The 18,701-nt window shown below is 60.7% G+C and carries 16 protein-coding genes and 2 tRNA genes; 1 reads left to right on the forward strand and 17 read right to left on the reverse strand.

Going from position 1 to position 18,701, the window contains the following annotated elements; translation table 11 throughout:
* Positions 1–25 precede the first annotated feature (25 nt).
* The 10 genes from nusA to rlmE all read right to left on the reverse strand — a co-directional run bounded on the left by nusA (position 26) and on the right by rlmE (position 8,612).
* The gene (gene nusA, locus ACNFHO_RS26340; RefSeq protein ID WP_054892612.1) at positions 26–1,507 is read right to left on the reverse strand and encodes a transcription termination factor NusA; all 1,482 of its coding nucleotides are present in this window, start codon (positions 1,505–1,507) and stop codon (positions 26–28) included.
* A gap of 59 nt (positions 1,508–1,566) precedes the next feature.
* The gene (gene rimP / locus ACNFHO_RS26345; protein WP_054892673.1) at positions 1,567–2,025 is read right to left on the reverse strand and encodes a ribosome maturation factor RimP; all 459 of its coding nucleotides are present in this window, start codon (positions 2,023–2,025) and stop codon (positions 1,567–1,569) included.
* 130 nt (positions 2,026–2,155) lie between these two features.
* Positions 2,156–2,232, reverse strand: a tRNA-Met gene (locus tag ACNFHO_RS26350).
* A gap of 98 nt (positions 2,233–2,330) precedes the next feature.
* Positions 2,331–2,416 (reverse strand) — tRNA-Leu (locus ACNFHO_RS26355).
* Positions 2,417–2,437: 21 nt separating this feature from the next.
* Positions 2,438–2,830 (reverse strand): preprotein translocase subunit SecG, encoded by a 393-nt coding sequence (gene secG, locus ACNFHO_RS26360; protein WP_054892613.1) that lies wholly within the window; start codon positions 2,828–2,830, stop codon positions 2,438–2,440.
* A gap of 4 nt (positions 2,831–2,834) precedes the next feature.
* Complete coding sequence (tpiA, locus tag ACNFHO_RS26365; protein ID WP_112897270.1) at positions 2,835–3,590, reverse strand: triose-phosphate isomerase; 756 nt, start codon at positions 3,588–3,590, stop codon at positions 2,835–2,837.
* 66 nt (positions 3,591–3,656) lie between these two features.
* Positions 3,657–4,997 carry a phosphoglucosamine mutase gene (gene glmM, locus ACNFHO_RS26370; RefSeq protein ID WP_063542729.1) on the reverse strand — a complete coding sequence of 447 codons (1,341 nt, stop codon included), beginning with the start codon at positions 4,995–4,997 and terminating at the stop codon, positions 3,657–3,659.
* Positions 4,998–5,014: 17 nt separating this feature from the next.
* Entirely contained in the window at positions 5,015–5,866 is an 852-nt protein-coding gene (gene folP, locus ACNFHO_RS26375) for a dihydropteroate synthase (RefSeq protein WP_054892616.1), read from the reverse strand.
* A gap of 8 nt (positions 5,867–5,874) precedes the next feature.
* Positions 5,875–7,782, reverse strand: coding sequence for an ATP-dependent zinc metalloprotease FtsH (gene ftsH / locus ACNFHO_RS26380; protein WP_054892617.1), 1,908 nt, complete (start codon positions 7,780–7,782; stop codon positions 5,875–5,877).
* Positions 7,783–7,985: 203 nt separating this feature from the next.
* Entirely contained in the window at positions 7,986–8,612 is a 627-nt protein-coding gene (gene rlmE, locus ACNFHO_RS26385; protein ID WP_054892618.1) for a 23S rRNA (uridine(2552)-2'-O)-methyltransferase RlmE, read from the reverse strand.
* A gap of 102 nt (positions 8,613–8,714) precedes the next feature.
* Here rlmE and yhbY point away from each other — a divergent pair, with 102 nt between their 5' ends.
* Positions 8,715–9,023: a ribosome assembly RNA-binding protein YhbY gene (yhbY, locus tag ACNFHO_RS26390; RefSeq protein ID WP_063542727.1), complete on the forward strand. Its 309-nt coding sequence runs from the start codon at positions 8,715–8,717 to the stop codon at positions 9,021–9,023.
* A 12-nt stretch (positions 9,024–9,035) separates the two neighbouring features.
* On the opposite strand, the gene ACNFHO_RS26395 is transcribed toward yhbY, so the two are convergent.
* The 7 genes from ACNFHO_RS26395 to dnaK form a co-directional block, all read right to left on the reverse strand.
* The gene (locus tag ACNFHO_RS26395; protein ID WP_416767854.1) at positions 9,036–9,485 is read right to left on the reverse strand and encodes an MFS transporter; all 450 of its coding nucleotides are present in this window, start codon (positions 9,483–9,485) and stop codon (positions 9,036–9,038) included.
* A complete protein-coding gene (gene greA / locus ACNFHO_RS26400) occupies positions 9,463–9,945 on the reverse strand; it encodes a transcription elongation factor GreA (protein WP_162714345.1) in 483 nt (160 codons plus the stop codon). Before greA ends, ACNFHO_RS26395 begins: the two co-directional genes overlap by 23 nt.
* Complete coding sequence (carB, locus tag ACNFHO_RS26405) at positions 9,942–13,163, reverse strand: carbamoyl-phosphate synthase large subunit (protein ID WP_416767856.1); 3,222 nt, start codon at positions 13,161–13,163, stop codon at positions 9,942–9,944. Before carB ends, greA begins: the two co-directional genes overlap by 4 nt.
* Before the next feature lie 106 nt (positions 13,164–13,269).
* Positions 13,270–14,406, reverse strand: a complete 1,137-nt coding sequence (gene carA / locus ACNFHO_RS26410; protein ID WP_054892621.1) for a glutamine-hydrolyzing carbamoyl-phosphate synthase small subunit — start codon at positions 14,404–14,406, stop codon at positions 13,270–13,272.
* Between the two features lie 222 nt (positions 14,407–14,628).
* A complete protein-coding gene (dapB, locus tag ACNFHO_RS26415; RefSeq protein ID WP_416767857.1) occupies positions 14,629–15,435 on the reverse strand; it encodes a 4-hydroxy-tetrahydrodipicolinate reductase in 807 nt (268 codons plus the stop codon).
* 13 nt (positions 15,436–15,448) lie between these two features.
* Positions 15,449–16,573: a molecular chaperone DnaJ gene (dnaJ, locus tag ACNFHO_RS26420; protein WP_054892623.1), complete on the reverse strand. Its 1,125-nt coding sequence runs from the start codon at positions 16,571–16,573 to the stop codon at positions 15,449–15,451.
* Positions 16,574–16,774: 201 nt separating this feature from the next.
* Complete coding sequence (gene dnaK / locus ACNFHO_RS26425) at positions 16,775–18,700, reverse strand: molecular chaperone DnaK (protein WP_416767858.1); 1,926 nt, start codon at positions 18,698–18,700, stop codon at positions 16,775–16,777.
* Position 18,701 lies beyond the last annotated feature (1 nt).

Below are 18,701 nucleotides of genomic sequence, written 5' to 3' on the forward strand. Positions count from 1 at the left end.
ACTTCTCTCCTCAGGCCGCGCCTAATTACTCGAACCAGTGGGCTCGGGCGGCCATGATCAACTTGCCGGCACGCTCTTCGTCGATGCCGTCGATGTCGAGCAGGTCGTCGATCGACTGCTCGGCCAGGTCTTCGCGGTTAACCACGCCGCGCACCGCCAGTTCCGCCGCCAGGTCCTTGTCCATGCCCTCGAGGGAGAGCAGGTCTTCGGCCGGATGGGCGTCTGCCAGTTTTTCTTCGGTAGCGATGGCTTTGGTCAACAAACGGTCCTTGGCACGAGCACGCAGCTCGTTGACGATTTCCTCGTCGAAGCCATCGATGTTGAGCATTTCTTCCAACGGTACGTAAGCAATTTCTTCGAGGCTGGTGAAGCCTTCGTCGACCAGCACCTGTGCCAGCTCTTCGTCGACTTCCAGTTCCTCGATGAAGTTACGCAGGATGTCACCTGTTTCAGCTTGCTGCTTGGCCTGGATATCCTTCTCGGTCATCACGTTCAGGGTCCAGCCAGTCAGCTGACTGGCCAGGCGAACGTTCTGACCGCCGCGGCCGATAGCCTGCGCCAGGTTGTCCTCGGCAACGGCGATGTCCATTGCGTGGGCATCCTCGTCAACGATGATCGCCGCAACTTCGGCCGGCGACATGGCGTTGATGACGAACTGTGCCGGGTTCTCGTCCCACAGGACGATATCCACACGCTCACCACCCAACTCACCGGAGACTGCCTGGACGCGCGAACCCCGCATGCCGATGCAGGCGCCTTGAGGATCGATACGCTTGTCCTTGGAACGAACGGCGATCTTGGCGCGCGAACCCGGATCACGGGACGCTGCCATCACCTCGATCAGGCCCTCGGCGATTTCCGGCACTTCGATGCGGAACAGCTCGATCAGCATCTGCGGTGCGGTACGCGACAGGATCAATTGCGGACCACGGTTCTCGGTGCGGATTTCCTTGAGCAGTGCACGCAGGCGCACACCGACGCGGAAAGTCTCACGCGGGATGATGTCTTCGCGAGCCAGCAGCGCCTCGGCATTGTTGCCCAAGTCGACGATGACGTTGTCGCGAGTGACCTTCTTGACGGTACCGGAGATGATCTCGCCGACACGCTCGCGGTAGGCATCGACCACCTGGGCGCGCTCGGCCTCGCGAACCTTCTGCACGATGACCTGCTTCGCGGTCTGGGCGGCGATACGACCGAACTCGATGGACTCGATCTTCTCCTCGATCACGTCGCCAATCTTGGCGTCCGGATGAGAGTCCTTGATCTTGTCCAGCCAGGTTTCGATCGCCGGATCGTCCAGGTCGTTTTCGTCGACCACGGTCCAGCGACGGAAGGTCTCGTAGCTACCGGTGTGGCGGTTGATTTCCACACGCAGATCGACTTCGTCTTCAAAACGTTTTTTGGTTGCAGTAGCCAGGGCCACTTCCAGCGCTTCGAAAATGACGCCGGGTGGTACACCCTTTTCGTTGGATACCGATTCAACAACCAGCAGTACTTCTTTGCTCATCGTACGCCTCGCCTTGCGCAAGCCATTAGGCCCGGAATGTCCGCCGGGCCCGGCACGTCTCAGTCAAAACTGGGAATAATATTGGCCTTGTCGATCGAGTCGATCGGCAGCAGGAATTCGTTGGTATCCACCTGGATCACCACGTCCTGATCCTCCACACCGCGGAGAAGGCCCTGGAAGTTACGACGACCCTCGAAGGGCGTACGCAGCTTGATCTTCACTTGCTCGCCCGCATGCGAAGCAAACTGTTCCAGTGTGAACAGCGGGCGATCCATGCCTGGAGAGGACACCTCAAGGGTGTATTCACTGCTGATCGGATCTTCCACATCAAGAATGGCGCTGGCCTGACGGCTGACCGCTTCGCAGTCGTCCACCAGGATGCCGTCTTCCTTGTCGATATAGATGCGTAGTACCGAATGCTTACCCTGGGAAACGTATTCGATCCCCCAGCACTGATAGCCCAGACCCTCGACAACCGGGGCCAACAAGGCCTGCAACTGTTCTAGCTTGCTCGACACCTGAACCCCCTCGTGCATGCTGTGCAAATAAAAAATGGGCGAAGCGCCCATCCCTGAAAGCGCCGTTGAACAACGACGCGAAGAACTGTTCAGCTAGCAAAAAGCCCCTGAAAAGGGGCTCCGCTGAAGCTGGTTGCGGGGGCTGGATTTGAACCAACGACCTTCGGGTTATGAGCCCGACGAGCTACCAAGCTGCTCCACCCCGCGACAAAGCTGGGGCGAAAGTATAAGACCGAACCCTGTGCAGGGTCAATCCGACCTCCACCTGCAAGAAAGCCCGCTAAAGCGGGCTCTCATGCTTCAATTGGTACCGAGAAGGGGACTCGAACCCCTACACCCTATGGGCACAACCACCTCAAGGTTGCGTGTCTACCAATTCCACCACCTCGGCAATATTACATCTTGAAACCCGTTACTTCTGCTCTTCGGTAGGAGGAGGGACGTCACCTTTTGGGGCGGCTTCACTCTTCTGTTCCTGGAGCACCGGTACATCATCATTTACTGCCGGCTTTTGCTCTTTAACTTCCAGCACTGCTGGATCTGGCAAACCGGCTTGAGTCAGCTGGTGTGCCTGCTGCTTGGCGAAGTATCCTAACCCAAGTGCAGTCAAAAAGAAAGTGGCAGCAAGTATAGCAGTAAATTTACTCAGGAAGGTAGCAGAACCTTGGCTTCCGAACACAGTATTTGAAGCACCTGCGCCGAAAGATGCACCTGCTTCCGCACCTTTACCCTGTTGCATCAGAACCAGCGCTACCAGCGCCAGTGCAGCCAACAGATGAAAAACAACTACGACTGTTTCCAGCATATGTTCAGTTTCCTGCGGCGCGACAAATTGCACCGAATTCGTCTGCGTTCAGGGATGCTCCACCAATGAGCCCCCCATCAATATCCGGCATGCCGAACAGTTCGGCCGCATTGGCCGCCTTCACGCTACCGCCGTAGAGAAGTTGCGCATTCGCTGCAACTTCGGCGTCCAGCGCCTTCAGCTGCGCACGGATGGCAGCATGCACATCCTGGGCTTGCTGAGGCGAGGCCGTCAAACCAGTGCCAATGGCCCATACAGGCTCATAGGCAATTACTGCATTGGCAAAAGCCTTGATACCGAATGCATCGATAACACTGCTTAGTTGACGCCCGACAACTTCGAGCGTCTTGCCAGCCTCGCGCTCCTCGAGAGTTTCCCCTACGCAGAGCACCGGCTTCAAACCACTTGCCTGTGCGGCTGCAAACTTGCGATTTAGCACTTCGTCCGTTTCACCAATAATCTGGCGACGCTCCGAATGGCCAATCAACACCAACTTGCAACCGACTTCAGCCAACTGACTAGGTGCAACTTCACCTGTCAGCGCACCCTGTTCGGGCTGTACTGCAGAATTCTGTGCGCCAACGATGATCCCCTTGCCGCTCAACTCATCAATGACTTGATTGATGAACAACGACGGCGGAAACACCGCAACTTCGACACCACTCGGAAGAGCCAGATTACTCAGGCTCAGGCTCAGCTCAGCGACGCTGGCGCGGGTACCGTGCATCTTCCAGTTACCAGCTACCATGGGGCGACGCATGCTCTACCTCGTCGGTCAAAGTGGGCGCAGATCTTACCCAACCAGAATCGCGCTGGCAAGCGTCTTTCAGGCACAAACTTCTGCAACGACCTTGGCCAAGGCTTCGGCATGGCTGCGCACCTGACTTTCGTCGTCGCCCTCGACCATCACCCGCAGCAGCGGCTCGGTCCCGGACTTGCGCAGCAGCACACGGCCACGGCCAGCCATCGCCTCAGTGACCTTGGCACTGGCTTCCTGCACGGCAGGATTTTCCAGCGGATCGGCACTACCGGCGGCATAACGGACATTGATCAGTACCTGCGGGCATTTGCGAATCGCCTGACGGGCCTGGGCAAGGTTTTCACCACGACGCTTGAGCGCCATCAACACCTGCAGTGCCGCAATGATCGCGTCGCCTGTGGTGGTGTGGTTGCAGCACACCACATGGCCGGAGTTCTCACCACCGAGCAGCCATTCGCGTTCAAGCAGCTCGGCCATGACATAGCGGTCACCGACCTTGGCGCGTGCGAATGGAATGTCGAGGTCCTTGAGCGCCAGCTCCAGGCCCAGGTTACTCATGAGCGTGCCAACTACCCCACCCTGCAGCTTGCCTCGCTCCTGCAGGTCGCGGGCAATGATGAACAGCAGCTCGTCACCGTCGACGATCGCTCCCGTATGGTCGACCATCAGTACACGGTCGCCATCGCCATCGAAGGCAATACCCAGATCGGCATGCCCCACCAGCACGGCCGCCTGCAACGACTCGATATGCGTGGAGCCACAGCCCTCGTTGATGTTCAAACCATCAGGCTGGGCATGCAGCACAGTGACATCGGCACCCAGCTCGCGGAACACGCTGGGAGCGACCTTGTAGGTGGCACCATGGGCGCAATCGACGACCAACTTGAGGCCGGCGAAATCAGTGCTGCTAGGCACGCTGCTCTTGCAGAACTCGATGTAGCGACCGGCAGCGTCGTTGATGCGAGAAACCTTGCCCAGTTTGCTCGACTCGACCACATTCATCGGCTGATCGAGCAACTCCTCGATCATCAGCTCGACCTCGTCTGGCAGCTTGGTACCGTTGCCCGAGAAGAACTTGATGCCGTTGTCATCATGCGGATTGTGCGAAGCACTGATGACGATACCCGCTTCAGCATGGAAGGTACGGGTCAGGTAGGCGATGGCCGGGGTCGGCATCGGCCCGAGGAGCATCACGTCAGCGCCGGCAGCCGAGAGGCCGGCCTCCAGAGCCGACTCGAACATGTAGCCGGAGATACGGGTATCCTTGCCCACCAGAACGCGGCAGTTGCCCTGCTTGCGGAAGGCCATGCCCGCCGCCCAGCCGAGCTTCAGCATGAAGTCGGGAGTGATCGGATATTCGCCAACGCGGCCACGGATACCATCGGTACCAAAGTATTTTCTGCTCATAGAAACTCCAAACGTTCTTATTCGGCGCTCTGTACCGCAGCGATCATGCGCACCACATCGACGGTCTCGGCCACATCATGTACGCGCAGGATGCTCGTCCCCATGGTCATGGCCAATGCCGCCAGTGCGAGGCTGCCGTACAGCCGCTCGCCGACCGGACGATCCAGCGCCTGGCCGATCATGCTCTTGCGCGAGACGCCCACCAGCAGCGGCCGTCCCAGGCGATAGAGTGCTTCCATATGCTTGAACAGGCTCAGGTTGTGCGCCAGGTTCTTGGCGAACCCGAATCCCGGATCAAGAATGATTCGTTCCGCACCGATGCCGACTGCCGCGCAAGCAGCCATACGCCGCTCCAGATAGCTAGCCACCTCTTGGGTGACGTCGTCATACCGCGGATTGTCCTGCATGTTACCCGGCTCACCGCGCATGTGCATCAGGCATACCGGCAGGCCGGTGTCGGCCGCAGCATCCAGCGCACCATCGCGTTCCAGGGCGCGCACATCGTTGATCAGCCCGGCACCAAGCCGAGCCGTCTCGCGCATTACCGCGGGCGTAGAGGTATCGACGGAGATGATGACATCAAGGCGACTGCTGATCGCCTCGACGATCGGAGCGACCCGCTCCAGCTCCTCGACGGGCGACACTGCGCGAGCGCCGGGACGAGTAGACTCGCCACCTACATCGATAAGCGTGGCACCCGCCGCGACCATGGCCTCGGCATGGCGCAAGGCCTCGTCACGGCGACTGAAGCGACCGCCGTCGGAAAATGAATCAGGGGTGACATTGAGAATACCCATGACATGGGTACGGGACAAATCAAGAACCCGGTTGCCGCAAGGCAACCGGGTCGGGTACTGCTGAGAGGTCATATGAACCCTTAGTGTTGAGCCGCCGGACCACCGATCGGCGACTCTGGACGATCGCCCTGGGACGCCTGGTTGCCGGAGGTACCGGCATCGTTGTCCCAGTCGCGCGGCTCGCGCGGCGTACGACCTGCCATGATGTCGTCGATCTGGTCGGCATCGATGGTTTCGTACTTCATCAGGGCCTCGGCCATCGCGTCAAGCTTGTCGCGGTTGTCGGTGAGGATCTGCTTGGCGGTGGCATAGCACTGATCGATGATGCTGCGCACTTCGGAATCGATCAACTTGGCGGTCTCGCCGGAGACGCTGGCGTGCTGGCTGCCAGCACTACGACCAAGGAACACCTCGCCCTCTTCTTCGGCGTACATCAACGGACCGAGCTTCTCGGACAGGCCCCACTTGGTGACCATGTTCCGGGCGATCTGGCTGGCACGCATGATGTCGTTGGACGCACCCGTGGTGACGCCATCGAAGCCCAGGGTCATCTCCTCGGCGATACGGCCGCCATACAGCGAGCAGATCTGGCTGATCAGCGCACGCTTGGAGAGGCTGTACCGGTCTTCCTCGGGCAGGAACATGGTCACACCGAGCGCACGACCGCGCGGAATGATCGAGACCTTGTACACCGGGTCATGCTCAGGCACGACACGACCAACGATGGCGTGACCGGCCTCGTGATAAGCCGTGTTCTGCTTCTCTTTCTCGGACATGACCATGGTCTTGCGCTCGGCGCCCATCATGATCTTGTCCTTGGCCAGCTCGAACTCCTTCATCTCGACCAGGCGCTTGCTGGAGCGAGCGGCGAACAGCGACGCCTCGTTGACCAGGTTGGCAAGATCGGCACCGGAGAAGCCGGGGGTACCACGGGCAATGACGGCGGCGTTGACGTTCTCGCCGACCGGCACCTTGCGCATGTGCACCTTGAGAATCTGCTCGCGACCACGGATATCCGGCAGGCCGACCACCACCTGGCGGTCGAAGCGACCAGGACGCAGCAGCGCCGGGTCGAGCACATCAGGTCGGTTGGTCGCAGCGATGACGATGATGCCATCGTTCATCTCGAAGCCATCCATCTCGACCAGCAACTGGTTCAGTGTCTGCTCGCGCTCGTCGTGACCGCCACCCATGCCGGCGCCACGGTGGCGACCGACAGCGTCGATCTCGTCGATGAAGATGATGCACGGCGCGTGTTTCTTCGCCTGCTCGAACATGTCACGAACACGGCTGGCACCGACACCGACGAACATTTCGACGAAATCGGAACCGGAAATGGTGAAGAACGGCACTTTCGCCTCACCGGCGATGGCCTTGGCCAGCAAGGTCTTACCGGTGCCGGGCGGGCCGACCATCAGCACGCCACGTGGGATACGACCGCCCAGGCGCTGGAATTTGCCTGGATCACGCAGAAACTCGACCAGCTCGCCGACTTCTTCCTTGGCTTCGTCGCAACCCGCGACATCGGCCAGGGTGGTTTTCACCTGGTCTTCGGAGAGCAGGCGCGCCTTGCTCTTGCCGAAGCTCATCGGCCCGCCCTTGCCGCCCGCACCGCCTTGCATCTGGCGCATGAAGAACATGAACACGGCGATGATCACGAGGATCGGGAAGCTGGCGACCAGCAGCTGGGTCCAGATGCTCTGCTGTTCGGGTTGCTTGCCTTCGATCACGACATGATTGTCGACCAGGTCGCCGATCAGGCCGTTGTCGGCAATGGCCGGACGAACGGTCTTGAAGTTGTCGCCATCGGTACGCTTGCCGGTGATGACGGCGCCGTCGACGGTCACACGCTCGACCTTACCGTCCTTGACCTGCTGGATGAAGTCGGAATAGTTGAGGGTCTGCGGCTCGTTAGGGCTGGAGAAGTTGTTCATCACCGTCACGAGGACAGCCGCGATGATCAACCACAGGATCAGATTCTTTGCCATGTCGTTCAATTAGCTACCCTCTGAGGTCGGCGCACGACGCAGCCGTGCCTCGCATGATATTCACCGCCCTAACTTACTACATTACCTGCGCATCCGCAGGCACCGTCTGTAACCCTTTGTGAAACCTAGACTACACGAAGTTCGGACGATCCTGAGGCCGCGGCCGATTGGAAATAACTATCGGCCAGCCCGCAAGCGCCCGCTCACTCGCCCTTGTACCCCCTGGCCAGCAAGTACTGTTCACGGGACCGATCCCGAGAGGACGACGGCTTGCGCATCTGCACCTTGTCGAACTTGCTGCGCACGTCCTTGAGGTACACATCGAAGCCTTCTCCCTGGAAAATCTTGATCAGGAAGTCACCACCGGGCTTGAGCACACGGGTTGCCAGATCCAGGGCGAGTTCGCAAAGGAACATGGCTCGCGGCATGTCCACAGCGGGCGTACCACTCATATTGGGGGCCATATCGGAAATCACAAGGTCCACATGCGAATCGCCGACCGCCTGGAGAATCTGCTCGAGTACCGAATCCTGGGTGAAATCGCCCTGGATGAAGGTCACGTCAGGGATCGAGTCCATTTCCAGGATGTCGGAGGCAATCAGACGTCCTTGACCACCAATCAGACGACTGGTCACCTGCGACCAGCCGCCCGGCGCAGCACCAAGGTCGATAACGCTCATGCCGGGGCGGATGAGGCGGTCCTTTTCCTGGATCTCCAGCAGTTTGTAGCTCGCACGCGAGCGGTAGCCGTCCTTCTGCGCCTGCTTGACGAAAGGATCGTTGAAATGCTCTCTCAGCCAGTTATGGCTGCTTTTGGAACGCTGCGCCACGGGGCACCTCGATGATTAGCGTCGTGATTGACTGGGCGGAGCCAGTGGCCCTCGGGTAAAATGGCCACCAATTTTACAGAATCAGACGAAAAGGGTCAGATTATGCCGCTCAATAACGAGCAGAAGAAACAGTACAAGTCTATTGGTCACGACCTGAAACCGGTCCTGATCGTTGCCGGTAACGGCTTGAATGAAGGCGTGATCGCCGAACTGGAGCGTGCGCTGGCCGATCACGAGCTGATCAAGGTCGAAATTCGCTCGGAAGATCGCGAAGAGCGCGCCGCCGCTATTGCAGCACTGTGCAAGGCAGGCCGTGCCGAGCTGGTACAGACCATTGGCAAGAAGGCACTGATCTATCGCAAGAACCCACAGCCGAACAAGCAGCTGTCCAACATCCACCGCTACAAGTAAGGGTGGCGCCGGTCAGTGGCGCGCCTTGCGCACCCTGACCGGGACCGGCTGGGCCACCAGCACGATGCCAGAAAAGCCCAGCACCAGGAAACAGAACATCTGCCAGCGCTCCCCTACGGAAATCCCGTAGCGCAGCGTGTAGTAGCCGACACAGGCACCAAAGCCGAGCAACAGCATCTGGCCGCGGAACTGCCGCCACCAAGCCGCCAGGCCATCCACCCTCGCCAGCACTGCCAACTGGGTCAACAGCCCGAGCAGCGCCACGCCGATCAACCAGCGATCGATCTGCCCGGCGATGTCCTGCACCAATAATGGCGCAAGGCCGCTGACCTTCAGCGCCGGCACCAGCCCCACATGAAACACCCACAGACCACCGACCCAGAATACCTGGGCCAGTTGCCAGAGGATGCCCTCGAGGGACGGCGCGCGCTGGCGCCGATTAGATGTGCTTGACTTCGACAATCTCGTACTCGACGGTGCCGCTCGGCGTCTTGACCACGACCGTATCACCCTCTTCCTTGCCAATGATGGCACGGGCGATAGGCGCGCTCGCCGAGAGCTTGCCTTTCTTGATGTCCGCTTCATCCTCGCCAACGATCTGGTAGGTCACCTGATCGCCGGTCTCGGTATTCTCCAGGTCCACGGTGGTCCCGAAAATCACCTTGCCGGTATGGGCGATGGTGGTGACATCGATCACCACCGAGTTCTGCAGACGGCCTTCGATGTCGCGGATACGCGCCTCGACCATGCCCTGCTCCTCACGGGCGGCGTGGTACTCGGCATTTTCCTTGAGATCGCCGAGCTCACGAGCCTCGCCGATCGCCTGGCTCAGACGTGGACGTTCGGTCTTGCTCAGGAACAAAAGCTCTTCTTCCAGGGCGCGAGCGCCCTGGACGGTCATCGGGTACTTGGTAATGCTCATGCTTTGAGTCCTGCATGCAGATCCTGCAGGCGACGAACGGTCTTCTCGGGACCGAATTTCAGCGCCTCGCAGATGGCTTCACCTGCCGCAATGGTGGTCGTGCAGTAGATCTTGTGCTGCAGCGCATTGCGACGAATCGAGTAGGAATCGGCGATCGATTGGCGGCCTTCGGTGGTGTTGATGATCAGCGACACTTCGTCGTTCTTGATCATGTCGACCACGTGCGGACGACCCTCGGTCACCTTGTTCACACGGCGCACTTTCAGGCCAGCCGCTTCGATAACCTTGGCGGTGCCGGCAGTAGCAACCACTTCGAAGCCCAGGGCGATCAGGTCGCGGGCAACGCCAGCCACTTGTGGCTTGTCGTCGTCACGCACGCTGATGAACGCGGTACCGCCGGTCGGCAGCACTTCGCTGGCCCCCATCTGGGCCTTGGCGAAGGCTTCACCGAAGCTGTCACCGACACCCATGACTTCACCGGTCGATTTCATCTCAGGGCCGAGGATCGGGTCAACCCCTGGGAACTTGGCGAACGGGAAGACGGCTTCCTTGACGCTGTAGAAGTTCGGGATGATTTCCTGGGTGAAGCCCAGCTCCTTGAGAGTTTTACCAGCCATGACGCGGGCCGCGATCATCGCCAGCGAGGTGCCGATGCACTTGGACACGAACGGTACGGTACGCGAGGCGCGCGGGTTGACTTCGATCACGTAGATCTTGTCGCCCTGCAGAGCCAGCTGCACGTTCATCAGGCCGACAACGCCCAGTTCCAGGGCCATTTTCTTGACCTGTTCGCGGACTTCGTCCTGCACTTGCTGGCTCAGCGAGTAAGGTGGCAGCGAGCACGCCGAGTCACCGGAGTGAACGCCAGCCTGTTCGATGTGCTGCATGATCGCGCCGATCACCACGTCGGTGCCGTCGCAGACAGCGTCCACGTCCATCTCGATGGCGCAGTTGAGGAAGTGGTCGAGCAGGACCGGGCTGTCGTTGGACACCTGGACCGCTTCGCGCAGGTAGCGCTTGAGCTCGTCCAGCTCGTAGACGATCTCCATGGCGCGACCACCCAGGACGTACGACGGGCGCACGACCAGCGGGTAGCCGATGCCACCAGCAGCGTTGATGGCTTCTTCTTCGCTGCGCACGGTGGCGTTTGGCGGCTGCAGCAGGTTCAGGCGCTGCACCATCTGCTGGAAGCGCTCGCGGTCTTCGGCGCGGTCGATGGCGTCCGGGCTGGTACCGATGATCGGCACACCGGCTTCTTCCAGGGCACGGGCCAGTTTCAGCGGGGTCTGGCCGCCGTAATGGACGATCACGCCCTTCGGCTTCTCGACGCGGCAGACTTCCAGCACGTCTTCCAGGGTCAGCGGCTCGAAGTACAGGCGATCGGAGGTGTCGTAGTCGGTGGAGACGGTTTCCGGGTTGCAGTTGACCATGATGGTCTCGTAACCGTCTTCACGCAGGGCAAGGGCTGCGTGTACGCAGCAGTAGTCGAACTCGATACCTTGGCCGATACGGTTCGGGCCACCACCCAGGATCATGATCTTGTCGCGGGTCGACGGGTTGGCCTCGCACTCTTCCTCGTAGGTGGAGTACAGGTAGGCGGTGTCGGTGGCGAACTCGGCCGCGCAGGTGTCGACGCGCTTGTAGACCGGGAACACTTCCAGCTTGTGGCGGTGACGACGCAGGTTCTTGTCAGTGATGCCGAGCAGCTTGGCCAGGCGCTGATCCGAGAAGCCCTTGCGCTTGAGGCGCAGCATGTAGTCCTTGTCGATGGCCGACAGGGCCAGGGTCTTGACCTTCTCTTCTTCCTTGATCAGATCTTCCATCTGCACCAGGAACCACAGGTCGATACCGGTCAGCTCGAAGATTGCTTCGATCGTCATGCCCGAGCGGATGGCGTCAGCCACGTACCAGATACGCTCGGCGCCCGGTACGGTCAGTTCGCGTTTGAGGATGCTGGCAGCACCGGCGCTGGCCAGGTCGACTTTCGGGTCCAGGCCGCAGGCGCCAACTTCCAGGCCGCGCAGGGCTTTCTGCAGGGACTCCTGGAAGGTACGGCCAATGGCCATGACTTCACCGACCGACTTCATCTGGGTGGTCAGGCGGGCGTCGGCTTTCGGGAATTTCTCGAAAGCGAAGCGTGGCAGTTTGGTGACGACGTAGTCGATGGACGGCTCGAAGGACGCCGGGGTACGACCACCGGTGATGTCATTCTGCAGTTCGTCAAGGGTGTAGCCGATGGCCAGCTTGGCGGCGATCTTGGCGATCGGGAAGCCAGTCGCTTTCGAAGCCAGGGCGGACGAGCGCGAAACCCGCGGGTTCATCTCGATCACGACCATGCGGCCGGTGTTCGGGCAGATACCGAACTGCACGTTGGAACCGCCGGTTTCGACGCCGATCTCACGCAGCACCGCCAGCGAGGCGTTGCGCATGATCTGGTATTCCTTGTCGGTCAGGGTCTGTGCGGGAGCAACGGTGATGGAGTCACCGGTGTGCACGCCCATCGGGTCGAAGTTCTCGATGGAGCAGACGATGATGCAGTTGTCCTTCTTGTCGCGGACCACCTCCATCTCGTATTCCTTCCAGCCGATCAGCGACTCGTCGATCAGCAATTCCTTGGTCGGCGACAGGTCCAGGCCACGAGTGCAGATTTCTTCGAATTCTTCACGGTTGTAGGCGATGCCGCCACCGGTGCCACCCATGGTGAACGAAGGACGGATGATGCACGGGAAGCCCAGTTTTTCGAGAACCGCGTAGGCCTCTTCCATGCTGTGGGCGATACCGGAGCGCGGGCACTCCAGGCCGATGTCCTTCATCGCCTTGTCGAAGCGCGAACGGTCTTCGGCCTTGTCGATGGTGTCGGCGTTGGCACCGATCATCTCTACACCGAACTTTTCCAGAACGCCGTGGCGCTCCAGGTCCAGGGCACAGTTCAGTGCCGTCTGGCCGCCCATGGTTGGCAGCACCGCGTCAGGGCGCTCCTTTTCGATGATCTTGGCCACCGATTGCCACTTGATCGGCTCGATGTAGGTGGCGTCGGCCATGGCCGGGTCGGTCATGATGGTGGCCGGGTTGGAGTTCACCAGGATGACGCGGAAACCTTCCTCGCGCAGGGCTTTACAGGCCTGGGCGCCGGAATAGTCGAATTCGCAGGCCTGGCCGATCACGATCGGGCCAGCGCCGAGAATCAGGATGCTTTTGATGTCTGTACGTTTTGGCATGGTTGTCACTCAAATCCGCGGGTCAGTCGGCAAGCCGTCTTGAACAATCTGGGTCAGGCGCTTCCGGACGCGGCGCGTGCCGGTCCGGGGCCTTGATGCAGGATGCTCAGCGGCGCTTGGCCATGGCATCGATGAAACGATCGAACAGTGGCGCGACATCGGTCGGGCCTGGGCTCGCTTCAGGGTGGCCCTGGAAGCTGAACGCGCTCTTGTCGGTACGCTCGATACCCTGCAGGGTGCCGTCGAACAGCGACTTGTGGATGGCGCGCACATTGCCCGGCAGGGTGGCTTCGTCGACGGCGAAACCGTGGTTCTGGCTGGTGATCATGACCACACCGGTATCCAGGTCCTGGACCGGGTGGTTGGCACCGTGATGGCCGTGCCCCATCTTGACGGTCTTGGCACCGGAGGCCAGGGCCAGCAACTGGTGGCCGAGGCAGATGCCGAACACCGGAGTCTCGGTCTCGAGAATCTCTTTGATCGCCTGGATCGCGTAGTCGCACGGCTCGGGATCGCCAGGGCCGTTGGACAGGAACACGCCGTCAGGGTTGAGGGCCAGCACTTCGCTTGCCGGCGTCTGGGCAGGTACCACGGTCACGCGGCAGCCGCGAGCAACCAGCATGCGCAGGATGTTCAGCTTGACGCCGTAGTCGTAAGCGACGACATGATACGGCAGCTCGGACGCTTCGAGGGTCGGGTGGCTGTCGGTCTTCAGCTCCCACACGCTGGAACGCCACTCGTAGCGCTCCTTGGTGCTGACCACTTTGGCCAAATCCATGCCCTTGAGGCCAGGGAAGGCACGTGCAGCCGCGATGGCGGCCTCTTCGCTGATATCGTCACCGGCCAGAATGCAGCCGTTCTGTGCGCCTTTCTCACGCAGGATGCGGGTCAGGCGACGGGTATCGATACCGGCGATGGCCACGACATTGTTGGCCTTGAGGTAGTCCGGCAGGGACTGGGTGTTACGCCAGTTGCTGGCCAGCAGCGGCAGGTCGCGAATCACCAGGCCCGCGGACCAGACGCGATCGGACTCGGCGTCTTCGGCGGTGGTGCCGGTATTGCCGATGTGCGGGTAAGTCAGGGTAACGATTTGCTGGGCGTAGGAAGGGTCTGTAAGGATTTCCTGGTAGCCGGTCATAGCGGTGTTGAACACCACCTCACCAACGGTTTGCCCGTCGGCCCCAATGGCCTCACCGCGAAAAATGCTGCCATCAGCAAGGGCGAGTATGGCTGGCTTTGTCAAGAAGACCTCCCGTAAATGACGCATGAAGGGGCGATCGCAGGTTGCAAAAAAGCGGAGTGCCGTATGGATACGTCACCCCGCTTTTATGTGCTGAATTCAATTCTCTGCGCGCTTTTAGTGGATACACTAAAGCTGTAGTTTACAGAAAAGTGAGGTTTCGGTCTACCGCATATGTGCCTCTAAAACACATGATTGCGACAGAACGACGTCGGCAGTGACGGCTCAATGCAGCTCGAGCACATCCTGCATGTCGTACAGCCCAGGCTCGCGCCCATCGAGCCACAGCGACGCACGCACGGCCCCCTTGGCAAAGGTCATGCGGCTCGAGGCCTTGTGGGTGATCTCGACACGCTCACCCTCTGCCGCGAACAGCACGGTGTGATCGCCGACCACATCCCCCGCACGCACGGTGGCAAAACCGATGGTATCGCGCTTGCGCGCACCGGTCTGGCCTTCACGACCATAGACAGCCACTTCCTGCAGATCGCGCCCCAACGCCTGGGCAACCACCTCTCCCATGCGCAGCGCAGTACCCGACGGCGCGTCGACCTTGTGCCGGTGGTGAGCCTCGATGATCTCGATGTCCACCTCGTCACCCAGCACCCGCGCAGCAGTATCGAGCAACTTCAGGCACAGATTGACGCCAATGCTGAAGTTGGCAGCGAAGACGATCGGAATCTCCTTGCCCGCCTCCGCCAGCAGGGCCTTTTCGTCCTGCGAAAAACCGGTGGTACCGATGACCATGGCCTTGCCTGCCTTGCGGCAGAACGCCAGGTTCTTCAGGGTCACCGAGGGGTGAGTGAAGTCGATGAGCACATCGAACTCGTCGGCGACCTTGGTCAGATCATCGGAAATCGGTACGCCGATACGGCCCAACGCCGCGAGCTCGCCGGCGTCAGCCCCCACCAGGGTGCTGTCCGGGCGATCGATCGCTGCCGTCAGGCCCGCCTGGGGAGCCTGCTGCTGCACGGCTTCGATGAGGATCTTGCCCATCCGCCCTGCCGCACCCATCACTGCAATACGTCGCATAGCCTGTTCCTTGTCAGAGATCGCCGAAGAAGCGCTTCATACCCTCGAACCAACCACTGGCCTTGGGCGAATGGGAGCTGTCGCCATCGAGCGAATCACGCAGTTCTTCAAGCAGCTCGCGCTGGCGGCGACTCAGGTTGACCGGTGTCTCGACCGCGACGCGGCACAACAGGTCGCCCGCCGCACCACCACGCACCGGCGCCACGCCCTTGCCGCGCAGGCGGAACTGCTTGCCGGTCTGGGTGCCTTCCGGGATCTTCAGCTTGACCCGGCCGTCCAGTGTCGGCACTTCCAGCTCGCCACCGAGCGCCGCATCGGTGTAGCTGATCGGCACTTCGCAATACAGGTGCTTGCCATCGCGCTGGAAGATCGAATGCTCACGGACACTGATGACCACATACAGGTCGCCGGTCGGGCCACCATGCGCCCCGGCCTCGCCCTCGCCAGACAGGCGGATGCGGTCACCCGTATCGACACCCGCCGGCACCTTGACCGACAGGGTCTTGTATTCCTCGACACGGCCTTCGCCGTGGCAGGAGTTGCACGGGTCGGTGATGATCTTGCCCGAGCCATGGCAACGCGGGCAGGTCTGCTGCACCGAGAAGAAACCTTGCTGCATGCGCACCTGGCCGATACCGCCGCAAGTCGGGCAAGTCGACGGCGTCGAGCCCTTCTTGGCGCCGGTACCATCGCACGGCGCGCAGTTGACCAGCGTCGGCACACGGATATTGACCGTGGTGCCACGCACCGCTTCTTCCAGGTTCAGCTCGAGGGTGTAGCGCAGGTCACTGCCGCGCTGGGCGCCGCCACGACCACCGCCCCGGCCACCGCCGAAGAAGTCGCTGAAGACGTCGCCGAAGATATCGGAGAAGTTGGCGCCGCCGAAGCCGGCACCACCGCCACCCATGCTCGGGTCGACACCGGCATGGCCGTACTGATCGTAGGCGGCGCGCTTGCTGGCGTCGGAGAGCACTTCATAGGCCTCGTTGGCCTCCTTGAATTTCTCTTCCGACTCTTTGTCGCCCGGGTTGCGGTCTGGGTGAAACTTCATCGCCAGGCGGCGATAGGCCTTCTTGAGGTCACCTTCGCTGGCGCCGCGCTCGACACCCAGGACCTCATAAAAATCACGCTTTGCCATAGGTCATTTGCACTCTTGAGGGCTTTCGGCATCTGTGCACCGTGCCGTCAGCACCTGCCGCAACACGCCTGATGCGCCCTGACAGATGCTGGAAATATTTCCCGTGTTCCAGACACGCCAACGCGGGAGCAAGCCCCCGCGCGGCGACATCCTACCAGTTCACCGACCAATGGCGATGAACTGGCCGACAACATGCAAGCATTACTGCTTGTTGTTGTCTTTCACTTCCTCGAACTCGGCGTCAACCACGTCATCGTGCCTGGCTTCCGGCTCGGCCTGCTGGGCGCCGCCTTGAGGCTGCTGAGCCTGTTGCTCGGCATACATCTTCTGGGCAACTGGCGCGGAGACTTTGGACAGCTCCTCGACCTTGGCGTCGATGGCGGCCTTGTCGTCGCCCTTGACGGCGGCTTCCAGGGCAACCACGGCAGCTTCGATCGCAGCCTTTTCCTCGGCAGTAGCCTTGTCACCGGCGTCGACGACCATCTTGCGGGTCGAGTGAACCAGTGCATCACCCTGGTTGCGGGCAGCGGCCAGCTCTTCGAACTTGCGGTCTTCCTCGGCGTTGGCCTCGGCGTCACGCACCATACGCTCGATCTCTTCGTCCGACAGGCCGGAGTTGGCCTTGATCACGATCGACTGAGCCTTGCCGGTGGCCTTGTCTTTGGCACCTACGTGCAGGATGCCGTTGGCGTCGATGTCGAAGGTCACTTCGATCTGTGGAACGCCACGCGGAGCTGGCGGGATGTCCGACAGGTCGAACTTGCCCAGCGACTTGTTCTGCGCGGCCTGCTTGCGCTCGCCCTGCAGGACGTGGATGGTCACTGCACCCTGGTTGTCGTCGGCAGTCGAGAACACCTGCGACTTCTTGGTCGGGATGGTGGTGTTCTTCTCGATCAGCGCGGTCATCACGCCACCCATGGTTTCGATACCCAGGGTCAGCGGGCTGACGTCGAGTAGCAGGACGTCCTTCACGTCACCGGCCAGTACGGCGCCCTGGATGGCAGCACCCATGGCAACGGCTTCGTCCGGGTTGACGTCCTTGCGCGCTTCCTTGCCGAAGAAATCGGCGACCGCTTTCTGTACCAGCGGCATACGGGTCTGGCCACCGACCAGGATCACGTCGTCGATCTTGCTCGCATCGATACCGGCATCTTTCAGGGCGATGCGGCAAGGCTCGATGGTACGGCTGACCAGGTCTTCGACCAGCGACTCCAGCTTGGCGCGGGAGATCTTCACGTTCAGGTGCTTCGGACCGGTTGCATCAGCAGTGATGTACGGCAGGTTGACGTCGGTCGACTGGGCGGAAGACAGCTCGATCTTGGCCTTTTCAGCGGCTTCTTTCAGACGCTGCAGTGCCAGCGGATCGTTCTTCAGGTCCATGCCGGACTCTTTCTTGAACTCGTCGACGAGGTAGTCGATCAGGCGCATGTCGAAGTCTTCACCACCCAGGAAGGTGTCACCGTTGGTGGCCAGTACTTCGAACTGATGCTCACCGTCGACTTCGGCGATTTCGATGACCGACACGTCGAAGGTACCACCACCCAGGTCATAGACGATGACGGTGTGGTCGCCCTTGGCCTTGTCCATGCCATAGGCCAGTGCAGCAGCGGTCGGTTCGTTGATGATGCGCTTGACGTCCAGACCGGCGATGCGACCGGCATCCTTGGTAGCCTGGCGCTGGCTGTCGTTGAAGTAGGCCGGAACGGTGATGACCGCTTCGGTGACAGGCTCGCCGAGGTAGTCTTCGGCGGTCTTCTTCATCTTCTTCAGGACTTCGGCGCTGATCTGCGGCGGAGCCATTTCCTTGCCAGCAGCCTCGACCCAGGCGTCACCGTTGCCAGCCTTGACGATCTTGTAAGGCACCAGCTTGATGTCTTTCTGCACGACGTCTTCTTCGAAGCGGCGGCCGATCAGGCGCTTCACTGCGAACAAGGTGTTGTGCGGGTTGGTGACGGCCTGGCGCTTGGCCGACTGGCCAACCAGGATTTCGCCGTCGTTGGCGTAGGCCACGATCGAAGGGGTGGTACGCGCACCTTCGGCGTTCTCGATGACCTTGACGTTACCGTTTTCCAGAATGGAGACGCACGAGTTGGTCGTCCCCAGGTCGATACCGATGATTTTGCCCATG

This window comes from Pseudomonas sp. NY15374 (genome assembly GCF_048068255.1).
GTDB classification, from domain to species: Bacteria; Pseudomonadota; Gammaproteobacteria; order Pseudomonadales; family Pseudomonadaceae; genus Aquipseudomonas; species Aquipseudomonas machongensis.

What these genes read in the sequence shown, in the direction of transcription:
- folP (WP_054892616.1), bottom strand. Translation starts at nt 5,866, where the DNA reads ATGACCTCTCAGCAGTACCCGACCCGGTTGCCTTGCGGCAACCGGGTT.
- nusA (WP_054892612.1), bottom strand. Translation starts at nt 1,507, where the DNA reads ATGAGCAAAGAAGTACTGCTGGTTGTTGAATCGGTATCCAACGAAAAG.
- dapB (WP_416767857.1), bottom strand. Translation starts at nt 15,435, where the DNA reads ATGCGACGTATTGCAGTGATGGGTGCGGCAGGGCGGATGGGCAAGATC.
- glmM (WP_063542729.1), bottom strand. Translation starts at nt 4,997, where the DNA reads ATGAGCAGAAAATACTTTGGTACCGATGGTATCCGTGGCCGCGTTGGC.
- yhbY (WP_063542727.1), top strand. Translation starts at nt 8,715, where the DNA reads ATGCCGCTCAATAACGAGCAGAAGAAACAGTACAAGTCTATTGGTCAC.
- carB (WP_416767856.1), bottom strand. Translation starts at nt 13,163, where the DNA reads ATGCCAAAACGTACAGACATCAAAAGCATCCTGATTCTCGGCGCTGGC.
- dnaJ (WP_054892623.1), bottom strand. Translation starts at nt 16,573, where the DNA reads ATGGCAAAGCGTGATTTTTATGAGGTCCTGGGTGTCGAGCGCGGCGCC.
- tpiA (WP_112897270.1), bottom strand. Translation starts at nt 3,590, where the DNA reads ATGCGTCGCCCCATGGTAGCTGGTAACTGGAAGATGCACGGTACCCGC.
- ftsH (WP_054892617.1), bottom strand. Translation starts at nt 7,782, where the DNA reads ATGGCAAAGAATCTGATCCTGTGGTTGATCATCGCGGCTGTCCTCGTG.
- dnaK (WP_416767858.1), bottom strand. Translation starts at nt 18,700, where the DNA reads ATGGGCAAAATCATCGGTATCGACCTGGGGACGACCAACTCGTGCGTC.
- secG (WP_054892613.1), bottom strand. Translation starts at nt 2,830, where the DNA reads ATGCTGGAAACAGTCGTAGTTGTTTTTCATCTGTTGGCTGCACTGGCG.
- greA (WP_162714345.1), bottom strand. Translation starts at nt 9,945, where the DNA reads ATGAGCATTACCAAGTACCCGATGACCGTCCAGGGCGCTCGCGCCCTG.